Origin of the sequence: Eisenbergiella sp. OF01-20 (genome assembly GCF_003478085.1) — a bacterium.
Taxonomy (GTDB): Bacteria; Bacillota; Clostridia; order Lachnospirales; family Lachnospiraceae; genus Eisenbergiella.
Genome location: NZ_QUES01000002.1, coordinates 42,788 through 59,079 on the forward strand (window position 1 = coordinate 42,788; position 16,292 = coordinate 59,079).

Annotated in this window: 12 protein-coding genes; 1 reads left to right on the forward strand and 11 read right to left on the reverse strand. The window is 50.0% G+C overall.

What is annotated here, in order from left to right:
• Positions 1 to 189: 189 nt before the first annotated feature.
• Positions 190 to 1,125: a carbamate kinase gene (arcC, locus tag DXA36_RS03880; RefSeq protein WP_118676526.1), complete on the forward strand. Its 936-nt coding sequence runs from the start codon at positions 190 to 192 to the stop codon at positions 1,123 to 1,125.
• A 144-nt stretch (positions 1,126 to 1,269) separates the two neighbouring features.
• Here arcC and DXA36_RS03885 read toward each other — a convergent pair whose 3' ends face one another.
• From DXA36_RS03885 to DXA36_RS03935, 11 genes are all read right to left on the reverse strand, one after another.
• Positions 1,270 to 1,506, reverse strand: coding sequence for a hypothetical protein (locus tag DXA36_RS03885; RefSeq protein WP_118676528.1), 237 nt, complete (start codon positions 1,504 to 1,506; stop codon positions 1,270 to 1,272).
• 152 nt (positions 1,507 to 1,658) lie between these two features.
• Positions 1,659 to 2,105 (reverse strand): signal peptidase II, encoded by a 447-nt coding sequence (locus DXA36_RS03890; protein WP_118676530.1) that lies wholly within the window; start codon positions 2,103 to 2,105, stop codon positions 1,659 to 1,661.
• A gap of 49 nt (positions 2,106 to 2,154) precedes the next feature.
• Positions 2,155 to 3,906: a S8 family peptidase gene (locus tag DXA36_RS03895; protein WP_118676532.1), complete on the reverse strand. Its 1,752-nt coding sequence runs from the start codon at positions 3,904 to 3,906 to the stop codon at positions 2,155 to 2,157.
• A 138-nt stretch (positions 3,907 to 4,044) separates the two neighbouring features.
• Positions 4,045 to 5,571 (reverse strand): ATP-dependent Clp protease ATP-binding subunit ClpX, encoded by a 1,527-nt coding sequence (gene clpX, locus DXA36_RS03900; protein ID WP_118676534.1) that lies wholly within the window; start codon positions 5,569 to 5,571, stop codon positions 4,045 to 4,047.
• 250 nt (positions 5,572 to 5,821) lie between these two features.
• Positions 5,822 to 7,546 carry a trypsin-like peptidase domain-containing protein gene (locus DXA36_RS03905; RefSeq protein WP_118676536.1) on the reverse strand — a complete coding sequence of 575 codons (1,725 nt, stop codon included), beginning with the start codon at positions 7,544 to 7,546 and terminating at the stop codon, positions 5,822 to 5,824.
• 169 nt (positions 7,547 to 7,715) lie between these two features.
• On the reverse strand, positions 7,716 to 9,542 hold the full coding sequence (gene glmS, locus DXA36_RS03910) for a glutamine--fructose-6-phosphate transaminase (isomerizing) (RefSeq protein ID WP_118676538.1): 1,827 nt from the start codon (positions 9,540 to 9,542) through the stop codon (positions 7,716 to 7,718).
• 3 nt (positions 9,543 to 9,545) lie between these two features.
• Positions 9,546 to 10,472, reverse strand: a complete 927-nt coding sequence (locus DXA36_RS03915) for a glycosyltransferase family 2 protein (protein WP_118677095.1) — start codon at positions 10,470 to 10,472, stop codon at positions 9,546 to 9,548.
• 159 nt (positions 10,473 to 10,631) lie between these two features.
• Positions 10,632 to 11,891, reverse strand: a complete 1,260-nt coding sequence (locus DXA36_RS03920; protein WP_118676540.1) for an LCP family protein — start codon at positions 11,889 to 11,891, stop codon at positions 10,632 to 10,634.
• A 49-nt stretch (positions 11,892 to 11,940) separates the two neighbouring features.
• Positions 11,941 to 13,371 carry an undecaprenyl-phosphate glucose phosphotransferase gene (locus DXA36_RS03925; RefSeq protein WP_118676542.1) on the reverse strand — a complete coding sequence of 477 codons (1,431 nt, stop codon included), beginning with the start codon at positions 13,369 to 13,371 and terminating at the stop codon, positions 11,941 to 11,943.
• A gap of 160 nt (positions 13,372 to 13,531) precedes the next feature.
• The gene (locus DXA36_RS03930; RefSeq protein ID WP_118676544.1) at positions 13,532 to 14,500 is read right to left on the reverse strand and encodes a glycosyltransferase family 2 protein; all 969 of its coding nucleotides are present in this window, start codon (positions 14,498 to 14,500) and stop codon (positions 13,532 to 13,534) included.
• The gene (locus DXA36_RS03935; protein ID WP_182478918.1) at positions 14,497 to 15,828 is read right to left on the reverse strand and encodes a glycosyltransferase; all 1,332 of its coding nucleotides are present in this window, start codon (positions 15,826 to 15,828) and stop codon (positions 14,497 to 14,499) included. Before DXA36_RS03935 ends, DXA36_RS03930 begins: the two co-directional genes overlap by 4 nt.
• Positions 15,829 to 16,292: the final 464 nt, after the last annotated feature.

Here is a 16,292-nt window from a genome sequence, read left to right on the forward strand (position 1 = left end):
TCCCTCCTGGTCCCCTGCCTGCTTTCCCCTGGGGCGGTACACAGGATTTTTATCTGCACTCCCTTCCGAATCAACGGTGTACAAACTTTTTCCTTTTTGCTATAATAGGAACAGAGATTTTCGGAAAAAGGCAGTGGAATATACACTCTTTGCGTATATTACCCAAATTATAAAAGTGAGGAACCGCATATGAGCAAAAAAAGAGCAGTTGTTTCCCTTGGGCATCAGGCTCTGGGATATACCACCACAGAACAGCTGGATGCCGTGAAGGTGACGGCAAAAGCGCTGGCCGACCTGATCGAGGCGGACTACCAGCTGACCATCACCCACAGCAACGGCCCCCAGGTAAGCATGATCCACAAGGCCATGACAGAGCTGCGCCGTGTTTACATTGATTATACTCCTGCCCCCATGTGCGTCTGCAATGCCATGAGCCAGGGTTATGTGGGTTACGATATCCAGAATTCCCTGCGCGCAGAGCTGTTAAGCCGGGGAATTTCCAAACCGGTCAGCACCATTCTCACCCAAGTCACAGTAGATCCTTATGACGAAGCATTCTATGAGCCTACCAAACTCATCGGCCGTTATATGTCAAAGGAAGATGCGGAAATCGAACAGAAAAAAGGCAACTTCGTAATAGAAGAACCGGGTAAAGGCTACCGTCGTATTGTGGCGGCGCCCAAGCCCATTGATATCCTGGAAATCGATGCCATACGCGCTCTGGCCGATGCCGGACAGGAGGTCATCGCCTGCGGAGGCGGCGGAATTCCCGTCATCCCTCAGGAGCATGCCCTCAAAGGCGCCTCCGCGGTCATAGAAAAAGACTGTATCGCAGGCAGACTGGCCGTGGAGCTGGAAGCGGATCAGTTAATCATTCTCACAAGCGTAAAGCAGGTATACAAAGATTACCGGAAAGAAACGGAAGCGCCCATACGCAGCATGAATGTTTCCGAAGCCAAAGCATACATTCAGGACAGCCAGTTTGAAGCCGGCACCATGCTTCCCAAGATTGAAGCGGCTGTTTCCTATCTGGAAGCGGTTCCCACCGGAAGCGTGCTGATTACTTCCCTGGATTTCGTGGCCGATGCCGTAAGGGGAAACGCGGGAACCGTGATTACCGCATAATGCATTTCTCCCGTATGACGCACAGAGGATGTTCCTCCCGGAACATCCTCTGTTTTATCTCTTTTTTATTCCTGCAATTCGTTTTTCCTTTTCCCGATTGCCGTCAGCTGCCGTAAGAACTGCACAAAACAAGGCCGGCCGGCACTATGCCGTAATATCCTCCAGTTTCCCTTCAAACTCCGTCATATCCGTTTCCGTTTCATAAAATTCTTCCTCCGGATATTCCTTTGCCTCATCCTCTGTCAGTTCCATTTGCGTACCGTTAAGCTGCGTTTCCCGGCCCCGGACTGCGCCTGCTGCCGGAAGGCCGTTTATCCCCAGGGCTGCGGCTGCAAGCAGCATGGCGGTTCCCAGGCCAAGCAATCCAATTTTTTTCTTCATAAAAAACCCCTTTCCGGATAACGCTGTCGGTTCCATGGTTTCCAATTCCCCACAGCATTATTTTACCCGGAAAAGAGTTATTCTAACAGCAAACCGCGGTAATGAATTTGTAAAATTTAAGTTTTGCAAGCTGCGCCGGCGCCGGTTGCCGCTCAGAATCCCTTCAGGGCAACAAGCAGGGCGCCGATCAGAATACAAAAATCTGATATATTGAATATGACGCCCCGCAAAGGCGCCCACTTCACGCCGAGGCTGAAATAGTCCACCACATATTTCCGTTTCAGCCGGTCATAGGTATTGCTGAACGCTCCGCCCAGAAGCAGGCTCAGACCGGCCTTCAGCCAGCCGTTGCCGCGCCGTGTCAGTGTAAAAAGGAAAACAAGGGCAAGCGCTGCCGTCAGAATAAGGGAAAGACCAGCAACTACATTGCTTTTCTTCTCTCCCAGGTTCATGCACGCCCCTTTGTTATGATATTTCCGGATCAGGATGCGGCCCTTCCAGATTTTGGTTTCCTCTCCTGTCTTTCTCTTTTTTTCCACGTAATTTTTGATTACCAGTTCGCCGGCAAAAATAAATGCCGCAATAAACAGATATCCCATGTTTTCTCCTTAAGGTGCTTTAGACAGTTGTTTCCGTTAACAGGCAGTGTCACAGGGCCGGCAGTCCCGCAATCCAGTTAAACACCCCTTCCATATTCAGGCGCCCATATCCCCACTGCCGGTTGGGATATGTATATGCAGATTCGCGGTTGGCCCCACGCAGGAAATAATTCCTTACCGCCACGCCCCCCACATAAGGGGAATTATATTCCACCACCGCCCACTGCAGAAACTGCGCCGCAGCACCGGCCGCAAGCGCTGCGGATAAAGAAGTCCCTGTAGAGGTTCCCACCAGAGTTTTCCCCTGGACCATGCCCGTTGCCACAGAGATATCCACACCCGGAGCGGCTATATCCGGCTTGATATCCCCATTTGAGGAAAACCCCTGGCCGGAATTAATGTAAAAGCTGTTATTCCTGCTGTTATAGGCGGACACGGTGATGGGAGGCTCTGCAAATCCGGGAGAGGTTATGGTTGTTTCCGGGGTAGGCTGCAGGAATTCCACCCTGCCGTCCACAAACTGCCTCAGAGGCAGCCACATGTTGACATTCCCTGTTCCGTCCCCGCCTTCCCGGGTAATGATTACGGTCCAGAGCCCCGGGCTGGGCGACTCAAACCGAATCACCGCCACCTCGTTTCCAGTTTCCGATTCTATAGTCTGGTAATCCAGCCGTACCTTTGTTTTTTCATATACAAACGTATATTCCACGCTCTGTCCCAACCTCCCGCTTACGGGAGGAACCACCTCGCCCCCGGGGGAACGCACGGAAACCGAATAAAAATCGGGAATCCTCCCCCAAAGTTCCAGAAGGAATCCCCTTGTGCCCTCACTCACCATCATCTCCGCCCTTATGGACTGGCCGGTTTCAATATAACCGCTGAAATGATGGGCGGCATTCCCTTCGTTCCCGGCTGCGATCACCACCACCTGGTTTATTTCCGAACCGACATTGGAAACATAATCGGACAGAGAGGAACTTCCGCTGTGATCCCCGAAGCTGCTTCCCAGTCCCAGGCAAATAACCGTCGGTTTTTCAAAGGGAACGCGGAAGGAAGACACATATTTAATCCCAAGCATGATATCGTTGGTTTCATAGGCGGGCACATCATCCGGGGTCATATAATAATCCCGTAAAAACTGCTTCGCCTGCTTCAGCTTCACCACTACGATATCCGCATCCGGTGCCGCTCCCAGATAATCCAGCCCTCCGTTCAGGGCACTTCCTGCGGCGGCCGAAGCCATTGCGGTCCCATGTCCGATTTCATCTGTGGAAGGAACCAGCTCCAGCGGGTTATCCGACTGAAGCGCCTCATTTATCTGCTCTCTGGTATATTCGCTTCCATAAATATAGCCATCCGGGGGCGTGCCCGTCTGCACACTTTGATCCCAGATGGCCAAAATTCTCGTGCTCCCATCTTCTCTTCTGAAAACGGGGTTCCGGTAATCAATACCTGTATCCACAAAACCCAGCACCACATTTCTGCCGGTTAATGATAGAGGTTCTCTCTGAACCAGTGTAATTCCGCTTCTCACAAGGGGCTGGATATCAAAATTCCGATCCAGGGCTTCCGGGGCAAAGGGTTCCATCAGCCCATACAGCCTGGGTATATACCTGTAATAATAGCTGGATACCTCCAGGGGCGGAAGGATGGACCTGCTGTAGTAAATAGAAAGGAATCTTTCATTTATAGGAATATAACAAAAGATGTCGTCATTTCCTTCCACTGTACCCTGTGGAAGAACAAAATAATTGATCAGGTCTATATAATCCTCTGATAATATCTTTTCCTTGCATGTCATGAGTCAAGCTCTCCATATCCCTTTGTATCAGTATATGGCACTCTTCCCCAGCCCATGCATCATTATTGCATGGGCTTGCCTATGCATCATTATTGCATAGCTTGCCTATGCATTATTATTGTATGGACTTACGTTGGCTTACTCTCCGGCGCCGGCCTGTTTATCCGCAATCGCATATCCGGCCCCTCTGATCTGAATAGCCGGCCCGCCGGTCCCTTCGATGTAATCCTTTGTTATGGTCACCCGGCCGATGTTATCATCCTTGGGAATTTCATACATAATATCCAGCATGAAGTCTTCTATAATCGCCCGGAGCGCCCTCGCTCCCGTATCCTTCTTGGTTGCCTTGTCGGCAATCGCTTCCAGCGCCTCATCGTCGAACTGCAGATCCACCTCATCCAGCGACAGCAGCTTCTGGTACTGTTTCAGAATGGCATTTCTCGGCTCCTTCAGAATCCGTACCAGCATTTCCCTGGTGAGTCCCTGCAGGGTGCAGATAATGGGCAGCCTTCCCAGAAATTCCGGAATCATCCCGAAATTCCGGAGATCTTCAACGGTAACCTTGGACAGGATATCCGGATCCTTGTCAAATTTATCCTTCAGCTCCCCGTTAAAGCCAATTGCTGTCTGTTTTGTCAGTCTCTGCTTAATGATACCATCCAGATCCGGGAACGCACCGCCGCAAATGAACAGGATATTCCGCGTATTCACCGTAGCCAGCGGCACCATGGCATTCTTACTGCTTGCGCCCACAGGCACCTCCACCTCGGCCCCTTCCAGAAGCTTCAGCATTCCCTGCTGTACAGATTCCCCGCTCACGTCCCGGGAAGTGGTATTTTTCTTCTTGGCAATCTTATCGATTTCATCAATAAATATGATGCCACGTTCCGCCTTCTCCACATCATTATCGGCGGCGGCCAGCAGCTTGGATACCACACTTTCGATATCATCACCGATATATCCCGCCTCCGTAAGAGAGGTGGCATCAGCAATAGCCAGCGGTACGTCGAGAAGCCTTGCCAGTGTCTTTACCAGATAAGTCTTTCCGGATCCGGTAGGACCTATCATAAGAATATTGGATTTTTCGATTTCAATGTCATCCATCGTGTTGGTGACCACTCTTTTATAATGGTTGTAAACCGCCACGGATATGATTTTTTTCGCCAGCTCCTGGCCGATGACATACTCATCCAGGCTCGCTTTAATTTTATGGGGAGCTGGAATATCACGGATATTGAAAACGGGATCCGCTTCCTTTTCTTTTTCCTTCTCTTTTTTCTTTTTAATTTTCTGTTTATTGGGAATCCCGTCATTTCCCTGCAGATCCGCCAGATTCACGAAGCTGATGTTGGGATATTTCCCATCCTTATTCATATTGTTCAGCATATTCATCATCTCGGGGTTATTCAGCATTCCCTGATAATCATACTGGCTCACTGCATCCATCGTCCTGTGCATACAATCATCACAGACACAGATATTATTAGGAAGATGGTACATCTTTCCCGCCTTGCTTTCCGGGCGCCGGCAGATAAAGCACACATCCTCATATTCTTTTTTATCGTCTTTTTTCCCGGAGGCATCCTTATCCTCCGCCGGAGCCTTCACTTCTTCCAGGCTCTCTTCCTTTTTATCCTCATCTTCTCTATTTTCAAAATCGCTCATCGGGCAATCCTCCATTTTCCTGTCCAATCCTGCCGCCTCCGGCATAAAAGCGCTGCGGGCAGCTGCGGACGTTTATATGACACTCATTTAATTATAAATCACAACCTATTGCCATACAAGTTAAGTTTCTATAAACAAAAGAAACAATATAACACAGGGGAGCGTGACCAATAGCAACACAACAGGCCGGAAGGGTATCTGACGATACCCCTTCCGGCCCGTTAAAGCCATTCCTGTCATATATGCCGGTTTAGTTCCTGCCGGTGGTTTCCATCGCTTCCTGTGAAGTAAGCGTTACGGAAACTTTTTGTTCCTGATACCCTTCCGTAGGGTTCCCGCGCATGATGGTAAGCTCCACCGTATCTCCGATTGCATAATACTGCATGGAATTGGTGAGATCATCCTGGGTGGTTACGGTGGCGCCTGCAAAACCGGTAATGATATCCCCTTTTACCAGGCCCGCATTATCCGCGCCGGTTCCTGCATATACCTGCGCCACATAAATGCCTTCAGGCATTCCGTAGGCATCTCCCATGGCCTTGGTTACATTGATGCAGGAGATTCCCAGAAAGCCTCTGTTGCCTTCGTCTACCTTTTCCTTCGTTTCCTGGTTCATCAGCTCTTCAATAATAGGCTGGGCGGAGGAAATAGGGATGGCGTACCCCATGCCTTCCACGGTACTTCCGCCGATTTTGTTGGAGTTGATACCGATTACCTGTCCTTTGATATCCAGAAGCGCACCGCCGGAATTACCGGGATTAATCGCCGCATCCGTCTGAATCAGCGCATTGCTGGTGCCGGTTTCACTCACCTCCAGGGTACGGTTCAGGGCGCTTACCACGCCTGTTGTAACCGACTGTCCGTAACCAAGGGCATTCCCGATGGCGATAACCGGCTCCCCTACCTTCAGGGTGTCGGAGTCTCCCATTGTGGCAATGGCGATGCTGCCTTTGGTGGTTTCCTGCACATCCGAAAGCTTAACAGCTAACACTGCCAAATCCATGGAAGGGCTGGTGCCTTTAATCTGGGCTTCCACCACTTCATCATCTATAAATTTTACCGAAATCTTATTGGAATCCGCAACCACATGGTTATTTGTCACAATCAACAGTTCATCGTCATTTTCCCCGATGATAATACCGCTGCCTGCCGCCTCCTGCTCCTGCTGCATATTCTGTCCCCAGAAATCCGTACCGGATATGATCATCTGGTTCGTAATGGAAACGATGGAAGGCATGGTGTTTTCCACCACTTCCGTCACATCCGTCACCACCGCGCTGGATGTTCCCTGCGTTACCGTGGACTTTATGCCGGAATCGCTCTCTGCCGCCCCGGCCTGTGTTTCCTGCTGTCCCTCCGCAGCGTCCCCTGTGGTCTGGGCAATCTGCCTGGTCTCGTTACCGGATCCGAGGGAATTCACCGCCAGGAAACTGACACCCGCGCATACGCCGAAGAAAACACCGCAGACTACTACGGCAATCACTTTTTTCCATATAGGATTCATAGGCTTTCCGGGCTTCTTTTCCTTCTTTTTCTTATTATGCCGTCCGGTTCCTCCCGGAGTGCCGTACCCATTATCCGAAAAATTGCTTCCATACTGGTAATTCCCCTGATGGGACTGGTAGCTGCTGTAGCCGCTGTAATTCCCATGCGGCTGTCCGCCGGCACCGTTTCCGCCCGGATAACCGCCGCTCTGGTATCCTCCGGCCTGGTAGCCTCCGGCCTGATATGGCCCCTGCGTGCCGTTCTGATAACCGCCCTGGCTGCCGGCGCCGTTCTGATAACCACCGGTATACTGTCCGCCGGGATTATTCTGGCAGCCGCCCTGATTCACGCCGGAATAGCTTCCCGAAGCACTCCCTGCCGTCTGTCCGTTATTGTTTTCTGTATGAGCAGCACCACTGCCGCTCTGGACAGTCTGCGAATTATTTTGTTCTGTTGGATTTTCGTTTGAATAATTATTGTTATCAAACATATCGTTTCCCTCTTTTCTTCTCCTGTTTGTATCTTTCTTTTTCTATCTGGTTACAGTATAAACAGGAATTGTGTTCTTTCTGTGATAAATCTATAGAAAATATGTTAAATCGATAAAAAATACCGGAGAAGGGCTTTTTATACCCTTTTCCGGTCATAACAAATCCATATTATTCCACAGTTACGGATTTTGCCAGATTTCTCGGCTTATCCACATCGCAGCCCTTACCTACCGCGACATAGTAGCTGAAAAGCTGGAGCGGGATAATCGCAAGGGAATTGGCAAAAAAGGGATTGGTCCGGGGAATGTAAATAACATAATCCGCCGCCTTTTCAATTTCCCGGTTTCCTTCGCAGGTAACCGCCAGCAAAAAGGCACCTCTTGATTTCACTTCCACCATATTGCTTATTGTTTTTTTATAAAGGGCCGGCTGTGTGGATACCGCAGCCACCAGAGTTCCCTCTTCAATCAGGGATATCGTACCGTGCTTCAGTTCGCCTGCCGCATAGGCCTCGGAATGGATATAAGAAATTTCCTTCAGCTTCAGGGAACCCTCCATGGAAATCGCATAATCGATCCCTCTTCCGATAAAGAAAACATCTTTTGCCGCAATATAACGGTTGGCAAAACGCTGTATCCGGTTTTTATTATTCAAAAGCAGCTCAATCTGATCCGGAAGGCGGCCCAGATCCGCAAGCATATCACGGAAGTCCGTCTCCGATACCGCCCCTTTTACCCTGGCAAATTTCAAAGCAAGCAGGTACAGCGCAATCAGCTGTGCGCTGTAGGCCTTTGTAGTGGCGACCGCAATTTCCGGCCCGGCCCAGGTATACATCACATGATCCGCTTCCCTTGCAATGGAACTGCCCACCACATTCACAATGCCCAGAACCTGGAAGCCTCTTTTCTTGGATTCCCTCAATGCCGCGAGAGTATCGGCCGTCTCCCCTGACTGGCTGATGACCACCACCATAGCCCCCTCTTCCAGAATGGGGTCCCTGTAACGGAATTCAGAGGCCAGATCAACCTCCACCGGGATACGTGCCAGCCCTTCCAGTACATATTTTCCGGTCACTCCGGCATGGTAGGCGGATCCACAGGCCACAATATGGATTTTCTTTATGGCTAGCAGCCCGGCATCACTCATTCCCAGTTCTTCGATAACAATATCATTCCCCTTGATCCTGGGGCTTAAGGTATCCGCCACCGTTTTGGGCTGCTCATACATTTCTTTCAGCATGAAATGCTCGTAACCGGCTTTTTCCGCCGCCTCCGCATCCCAATCGATGGTCACCGCCTCTTTTTCCACCTCTTCTTCATCCACATTGTAAATACGGAAGCCTTCCGGCGTCAGGCGGGCGATCTCCTGGTTCTCAATATAAGTAACCGTTCTTGTATATTTCAGAATTGCCGGAACGTCGGAGGCAATAAAGCAGCCCTCCCCGTTCTGTCCCACAATGAGCGGGCTGTCTTTTCTTACCGCAAACATTACATCCGGATAGTCCGCGAACAAAATCCCCAGCGCGTAAGAACCTTCCACGCGGTGAAGCACCTTGGTGATCGCCACCATCGGATCCCCTTTATAATAATAGTCCAGCATATGGGCCAGCACTTCTGTGTCCGTTTCCGACACAAACTGATATCCCCTGCCCTCCAGCTTCTTTTTCAGCGGCAGATAGTTTTCAATAATCCCATTATGTACCACCGCTATGGTGCCCTTCGCATTAAAATGAGGGTGGGAATTCACATCGTTCGGCGCTCCGTGTGTCGCCCACCGGGTATGGCCGATTCCCAGTGTCCCGGGCATGGTAGCCCCGTCGTGAGTCAGCTCCTGCAAAACCTTCAGCCTTCCTACGGATTTTGTAATGTTAATTTTCTCGCCGTCAAAGATAGCCATCCCGGCCGAATCATACCCTCTGTACTCCAGCCTGGAAAGTCCGTCCAGGACAACAGGCGCCGCCTGGCTTTTACCGATATAGCCTACTATTCCGCACATACGTTACCTCCAATAATCTTTATTCATGCTGCATGCCCTCACCAGCCCAGCAGGCAGGCTTTTGTAATGCTTTCCCAACAGAAAGCCCATATATTTGGCTCCGCTTGCAGCAATCAGCTTTGCAACAAGCCAGGGCTTATGGACCGCAAACAGATGGGAAGCTGTCATCTTCACCAGCTTCATGCCCTCCGACTCCGCGGGAATCCCGGAAAACACCTCCGGGTGGCTGGCCTGGGAAACCCCATTGTCAAAATTACGGTGAAACTGATCCGCACAGGAATAATTATGGGAATGATAGACACGGGCATCCGCCGCATAAGCGATTTTCCATCCGGCCTGAACCGCGCCCGCCGCATAAATCATATCCTCGTTAAAAATCGTATGCTTCACAAAGCCGCCCAGATTCCGATACACTTCTTTTTTATAAGCGGCGCATACATTGGAACAGAAATACGTTTTAATTCCCATTTCCGGCAGCTGCTCCTTTCCTTTGACGCAGCTTTCCTCCGGATAATTGTACTGTCTGGTATACCGTTCGATTTCACCGCTGTCTTTTTCCGGCAGCTGTCTGGCATAGGAGACCGCGATATCCTCCTCCGCCGTAAGCGCCCTCACAAGCTCTTCCAGAAGCCTGCTGTCCGCCGGAAGACAATCATGGGTCATACAGACAAATACATCACCGCTGCTGTGGGACACACCCGTATTCCGGGTACCTCCATGATCGAACTCCCTTTTGGAAAGATGATGGACCTCTACTTCCGGGTGTTCCCTGGCAAAATCCGTACCGTACAGAAGCTTTTCAAAATATTTTTCTTCCGTATTCATAATAATAATCCGCTCCGGCTTCAGCGTCTGCTTTTCCAGGCGTTTTATCAATTCCAGGAATCTGTCTTCCGGCTTGTAGGTCGGTATAATGACATCTACTTTCATTTTCCAATTCCTTTCTTCCGCCGCACTGCATCTGCATAAGAAACCGTTCGGATCTTTCTGAAGGTTTCCTGTTCCCTGCATTTGCCTGTAACTTTAGAAAAAGGGGCCTTGGATTGGCCCCTTTTAGCTCATTGTAACGTACTATTTTTTTGCGGTATCCTATCTTCCGGTATCGCTGGAGACTTTTGCACTGTAGCTCTTAACCGAAGGAGAGGGGGTATATTCCTCCTGCGCAAAGAAAAACTTGTGAAGAAGGACTACGTTATCCTCCAGGGAAGTGGGGATAACACAACTGCCTGCCTTGCCCACCTTTCCGGTTACACGGTTCGTCTCAAACGGGAAACCATCCGTTGCCACAACCTCATAGGATGCCAGATCCTTTAATACACTGAGCATTTCTCCTGAATCCAAATTCGTGGCCACATGGGGAAGAACACTGTCCAGGGTGGCGCTCAGGGTCGATACCGATGCGCTTCTGGCTTTGGCGAGACACGCAAGAAGCACTGTTCTCTGTCTTTCCGCACGTTTAAAGTCATCGCCTGCGGTTGCCCGGATACGGCAGTATGCGGTAGCCTGCATGCCGTTGAGTGTCTGCAGTCCCGGCTTGGTTACCTTAACATAATCATCCGTCAGCCTCTCTTTGGTTTCCGTACTGTACATACTTGCCTGGTAATTATTCAGATGCTTGATTTCCTCTTCCTTGACATCAATTTCCACACCGCCAAGGCTGTTGATGACATCTATCAGGCCGTTGAAACCGATACTTACATAATTGGTGATATTCATATCCAGGTTCATGTTCAGCATGCTGATTGCCTGCTCCGGCCCGCCGTTTGCATAGGCTGCATTGCATTTGCTGTACTTGTCATTTCCCAGGTTCATATACGTATCACGATATACGCTGCAGATTTTCACTTCACCCGTATCCAGATTGATGGAAGCTATCATGATGGTATCGGAGCGGTTTCCTTTGCCCAGGTTATCATCCCTGGCATCAATACCGAAGAGTGCAATATTTCGGTAGCCCTTCATGGCAACGTTATTCTCAACCGTATCGTTGATGACAATATCTTCTTCATTAACATTGATTTTCTGTATCGTAGTCTGCTTCAGCACCGCCCAGAGAACAACTCCCAATACCACAAGAGCGACCATTTCGATGGTGAACATAATAATCCGCCTTCTCTTCCTGGCCTTTCTCTTTTTAGACATTGCTTTTTTGTTTTTGGGACCGGAACTGCGGCCGTCTCCATAACCATTGCGGGAATCCGAATCCCTGGTCTTACTGTAACCGTTTCTGGAATCAGAACTGCGTGATTCTCTGTAACCGTCACGGGAATCGGTATTTCGGTGTTCTCTGCTGCTGTTACGGGAATTCGCGTTCCGGCTTCCTCCGTTGTTTCTCGATGATGATGCCATATCTTTTTCTCCTGTTTATTGTATTCTAACGTGGCAAAACCGCCACTGCTCAATAAGCATTCTCATTGATAAATCCTTTAAAAACCGTCAGGAAGAGGATTTTTAAATCAAGAGCCATGCTCCAGTTTTCAATATAGTATATATCGTACTCTATCCGCTTGCGTATGGAGGTATCCCCACGGTAGCCGTTTATCTGCGCCCAGCCGGTCATCCCCGGCCGGACCTGATGCTTTATCATATAACGGGGGATCTCTTCCCGGAATTTCTCCACAAACTGGGGACGTTCCGGTCTTGGACCCACCAGACTCATATCCCCAATCAGGACATTAAACAGCTGAGGCAGCTCATCCAGGCTGGTCCTCCGCAGGAAAGCACCCACACGGGTAATACGAGGATCCCCTTTTACGGTCCAACCCTTTTTTTCATCACCCGGCTGTTGTATACACATAGTACGGAATTTGTACATCATAAAGGGCTTATTATGAAGCCCCACTCTTTCCTGTTTAAAAATAACCGGCCCTTTGCTGGTAGCCTTTACCATAATTGCCACCAACAGCAGGACAGGCGATATCAGAATCAGGCCGAAAAAGGCTCCCACAAGATCCACACATCGCTTGGCCAGCGCGCTGAGCGTATTGGAAAGCGGTACATAGCGTATATTGATTACGGGCAGCCCCATCAGATCCTCCATATAAGGCCGTCCGGGTATCAGGCTGTTGTAATCCGGTATAAACTTGGTATGAACACCTGATTTTTCGCATAAATCCACCAGCTCCTCCAGCCTGTCATAGCTTTCCAGGGAGAGCGTAATGGCAATTTCATCCAGCTTGTTTTCCGGCAGTATATAAAGCAGGTTATTGATAGATCCTAAAACCTTTACTCCTTTATAGGTTGCTCCTCTTGGCACTTTATCATCCAGAATCCCTCTTACCACATATCCCCATTGGGGATTGGCATTGATTCGGTTGATATATTCCTCCGCCGCACGGGAATATCCTATGAGAAGGATATATTTGAGATTATATCCTTTTTTTCTCACAAAATGAAGCAGATACCGGATCAGCGCTCGCATAATCAGTGTTGCCACTGTGTTCAGCACACAGAAAACACCGACCATACCACGGGAAAAGTCATGGACCTGAAACGAATCCACGGTATTGTTTACCATAAACAATACAGCAAGAAAAATAGTAACGCCAACAATATTGGCCTTACATACATTTACAATCTCCGTCTCATTCCGCTGCACCCTTTTAGGCGAGTAGAGCTTGAACCAGTAATACAAAATCAAATATCCAGGTACAACAAAATACAGGGCGCTGAAATATACCTTCATATCCAGAACGCCCACCTCAGGACCTGTATTGTTCAAGGTGCTCCCTATAAATAAATACCACGCAAGTATATAGGAGCCTGCAATAACAAACGCATCTACAACAACATGCAATCTGTTAAAGTATTGCTGGTTGTCCTTTATCATGGCTTCACCTGTTTCTCCATATACAAATTGTATTGTACAATAATCCTTTTAAAAGCACAACTTAAATTTTCCTTAATCGACAAAATCCGCCAAAGGTGGAGGGATTTACCGGTGCAGATTGACAAGATGTGTCTTCCTTTTTTAATCTGAATTACGAATTTCAGCGGCGTCTGAAAATATTGATCCATAATTCCAGCTGTATGGTTATATAGTGCCCGAAATTAGCGGGTTTGAAACGGACTTTTCTTTGGCGGGCTTCGGGAGTCAGACAGAGTTTGAAGCCTTTGCCCAGTCCCTTCAGGTAAACGCCGGCATAGCCTTTGGTGCAGAAAAAGAGGGTTTTAATAAAAAAACCGGCAGCCAGAAAGGGAAGGTTTAGTAATAATTGGAAAAACGGCATGTTTTTGTAAATGAGATAAATGCTGTTGCGGGAGGAGTGGGTAATTTTAAACGGATTGTAACGGGATCCGGTGGAAGCGCTTCCTGCATGATAGACTTTAGCGGTAGGCTCGTAGCTGTTTCTGTAGCCTGCAATGCGGGCGCGGTAGCCTAAATCCACATCCTCCAGATAGGCAAAATGAAGTTCGTCCAGCAGGCCTGTTTTTTCCAGGTAAGCCTTGCGGTAAAGGGCGGCTCCGGCGCAGGCGGAAAAAACGGGCATGGGGGTATTGTAGTCAGCGGACGGGCGGCCTTTTCCTATGGCAAAGGCCCATCCAAGGGCGTTGTAACGGTCGCCGGCCCCGTCTAAGATGTCCGGCTGCCGCATGGAAAGCATTTTCACGGCTACGGAAAACAGGCGTGAATCGTTGTCCATACGGCGTTCCAGTCTGCGGATACAACCCGGATCGACGGTGGTATCATTATTCAAAAGAAATACATAGGGTGTCTCTGCCCTGGTGATGCCTTCATTTACGGCGGCACAAAAGCCCCTGTTTTCCGGGAAACGGATGAGTCTGACCCAGGGAAAAAGCCGTTCGGCCATTTCAGGGCTTCCGTCTTCGGAACCATTGTCAATTATGCATACTTCAAAAGCAGGAGGCTTGTCCCCAAAACAGCCTTCCAGGGAACGGAGGCAGTTTTCCAGGTAATCTATGCCGTTATAATTAGGTATTATTACAGTAGTTTTCACTGGTTTCCTTCTTTCCTGTATGGATCCCACAGAATGCGGCCGCCTTCTTTTCTCAGCCGTTCACAAAAATTCCTGCTGATCAGGGCCGCGTCCGCGCCGGCTCTGATTTCCTGAAGGGCTTTGCCCAGTGCCTTCTCCCACTGGGGACGGACCTGCATAGTACGAATGTCGGCAGTTTCCACATCCTGAAGGAGAACGGCTCTGTGCATGTAGCCGCTGAAGCGGCGGCGCAGTCCCCGGAAACGCATCTGTACGTTTCCGCCTTCTTCTTTTTCATAAATACCGCTGACCAGCCTGCCTCCTGCCGGCGGCAGAGGGCCGGCAACCGCGGCAAGATCCGCTCTCTGGGACAGAGGATCCGGTAAGAATTCCATGCGGTAAAAGCCCAGGTGTCTGGTATCCGCTACCCTTACCGTCCACCCCTGTCTCCGGGCAAAATCCTCCAAAGCCCTGCGCCCTGCTTCATATGCATAGCTTTTGCTTGCAGGATTGGAAGCGGTGGATTCCCTGTGGCAGCGCCAGTGATACAGCACTTTGGGAATGTGTACATAGGCTTCCTCCGGCCTGCCATGCAGCACACCTTCCGAGGCACGCAGCACGAGATCGTAATCTTGCGCGCCGTCAAATCCCGGCCGGAGCAGAAGCCTCTTCATCAGCGTGGCATCCATAACCAGGAAATGGCAGATATAGTTATTGGATAACAGCAGATCCAGATTAAAATCCAGCTTCCTGTGCGGCTCATAATAGTTTTCTTCCCCATCCCATTTATCTTCGTCAGAATACAGGAATACCGGACGGATCCCTTTTTCCTCTTTTTCCCGTATTGCCCGGGCCATTTCATACAGCGCGTCCGGAGTCAACACATCATCATGATCCAGAAGCCCGATATAGCTTCCCGAAGCCTCCCGGATCGCAGCATTGGTATTCCCCGCAATGCCTTCGTTGGCAGGAAGCCGGATATAGCGGATCCGCTCATCCGCACGCTCCCGGACTGCCTTCTCCATTCCGTCGCTCCCGCCTGCGTCCGCCAGCAAAAGCTCCCAGTAAGGGTAAGACTGCTCCTGAAGGGAATCCAGCAGTTCCTTCAAATAAACCGGGTTGGTTTGAAAGGCAGGCACCGCAATACTGAACACAAGCGGTTCCCTGGCTGCGACTGCTTCCATATGCTGCGCCTCCAGAACCTCCCTGTCAGGCCTACGGTACTGCCAGACGGCCTTACGTTCCTGCAGCACACGCTCCTGTACCGCCCAGACCGCCGCCCGTATTCCATTCTTCTTCAAATACCGAAATGCCTTTATCCAATTGGATAAACGGAAAACCTGTCCCATATCATCTGTCTCCTGCTTCCTCCACACGTTCTCATGACCTATACAGCAAACGCACAGCCTCTTACTTGATATGTTGCAATACCTTCCCCCGTATATTCCGGGACCGTACGTCTGCCGCCCTCCCTGCCGCCTGTTTGGCCTGCCGTGTCTCATCCGTCCGGGGCCGCCGGAGATGCTTCCTCCCGGGCGCCTTTTATACCGTGAAGAGGAGACCTGAAAAATGGAAGGCATTCCTGACATTTTTTTGCTTTGGGCTCATCGGAACGCCCGGTATAATGGCACCCGAGAGGAAGCATCTCCGGCGGCCCCGGACGGATGAGACACGGCAGGTCAAACAGGCGGCAGGAAGGGCGGCAGACGTACGGTTCCGGGATATACGGCCGCTCCCCGAAAGGCAAGAAGCGGTGTCCATCCAATAAACGGATGAACACCGGTACCTGGCTGCATCTGTTTCATTTCCTTTT

Coding starts and splice junctions, on each gene's coding strand:
- DXA36_RS03895 (WP_118676532.1), bottom strand. CDS start 3,906: ATGACATGCAAGGAAAAGATATTATCAGAGGATTATATAGACCTGATC.
- DXA36_RS03925 (WP_118676542.1), bottom strand. CDS start 13,371: ATGATAAAGGACAACCAGCAATACTTTAACAGATTGCATGTTGTTGTA.
- clpX (WP_118676534.1), bottom strand. CDS start 5,571: ATGAGCGATTTTGAAAATAGAGAAGATGAGGATAAAAAGGAAGAGAGC.
- DXA36_RS03905 (WP_118676536.1), bottom strand. CDS start 7,546: ATGTTTGATAACAATAATTATTCAAACGAAAATCCAACAGAACAAAAT.
- DXA36_RS03885 (WP_118676528.1), bottom strand. CDS start 1,506: ATGAAGAAAAAAATTGGATTGCTTGGCCTGGGAACCGCCATGCTGCTT.
- DXA36_RS03935 (WP_182478918.1), bottom strand. CDS start 15,828: ATGGGACAGGTTTTCCGTTTATCCAATTGGATAAAGGCATTTCGGTAT.
- arcC (WP_118676526.1), top strand. CDS start 190: ATGAGCAAAAAAAGAGCAGTTGTTTCCCTTGGGCATCAGGCTCTGGGA.
- glmS (WP_118676538.1), bottom strand. CDS start 9,542: ATGTGCGGAATAGTAGGCTATATCGGTAAAAGCCAGGCGGCGCCTGTT.
- DXA36_RS03890 (WP_118676530.1), bottom strand. CDS start 2,105: ATGGGATATCTGTTTATTGCGGCATTTATTTTTGCCGGCGAACTGGTA.
- DXA36_RS03915 (WP_118677095.1), bottom strand. CDS start 10,472: ATGAAAGTAGATGTCATTATACCGACCTACAAGCCGGAAGACAGATTC.
- DXA36_RS03920 (WP_118676540.1), bottom strand. CDS start 11,891: ATGGCATCATCATCGAGAAACAACGGAGGAAGCCGGAACGCGAATTCC.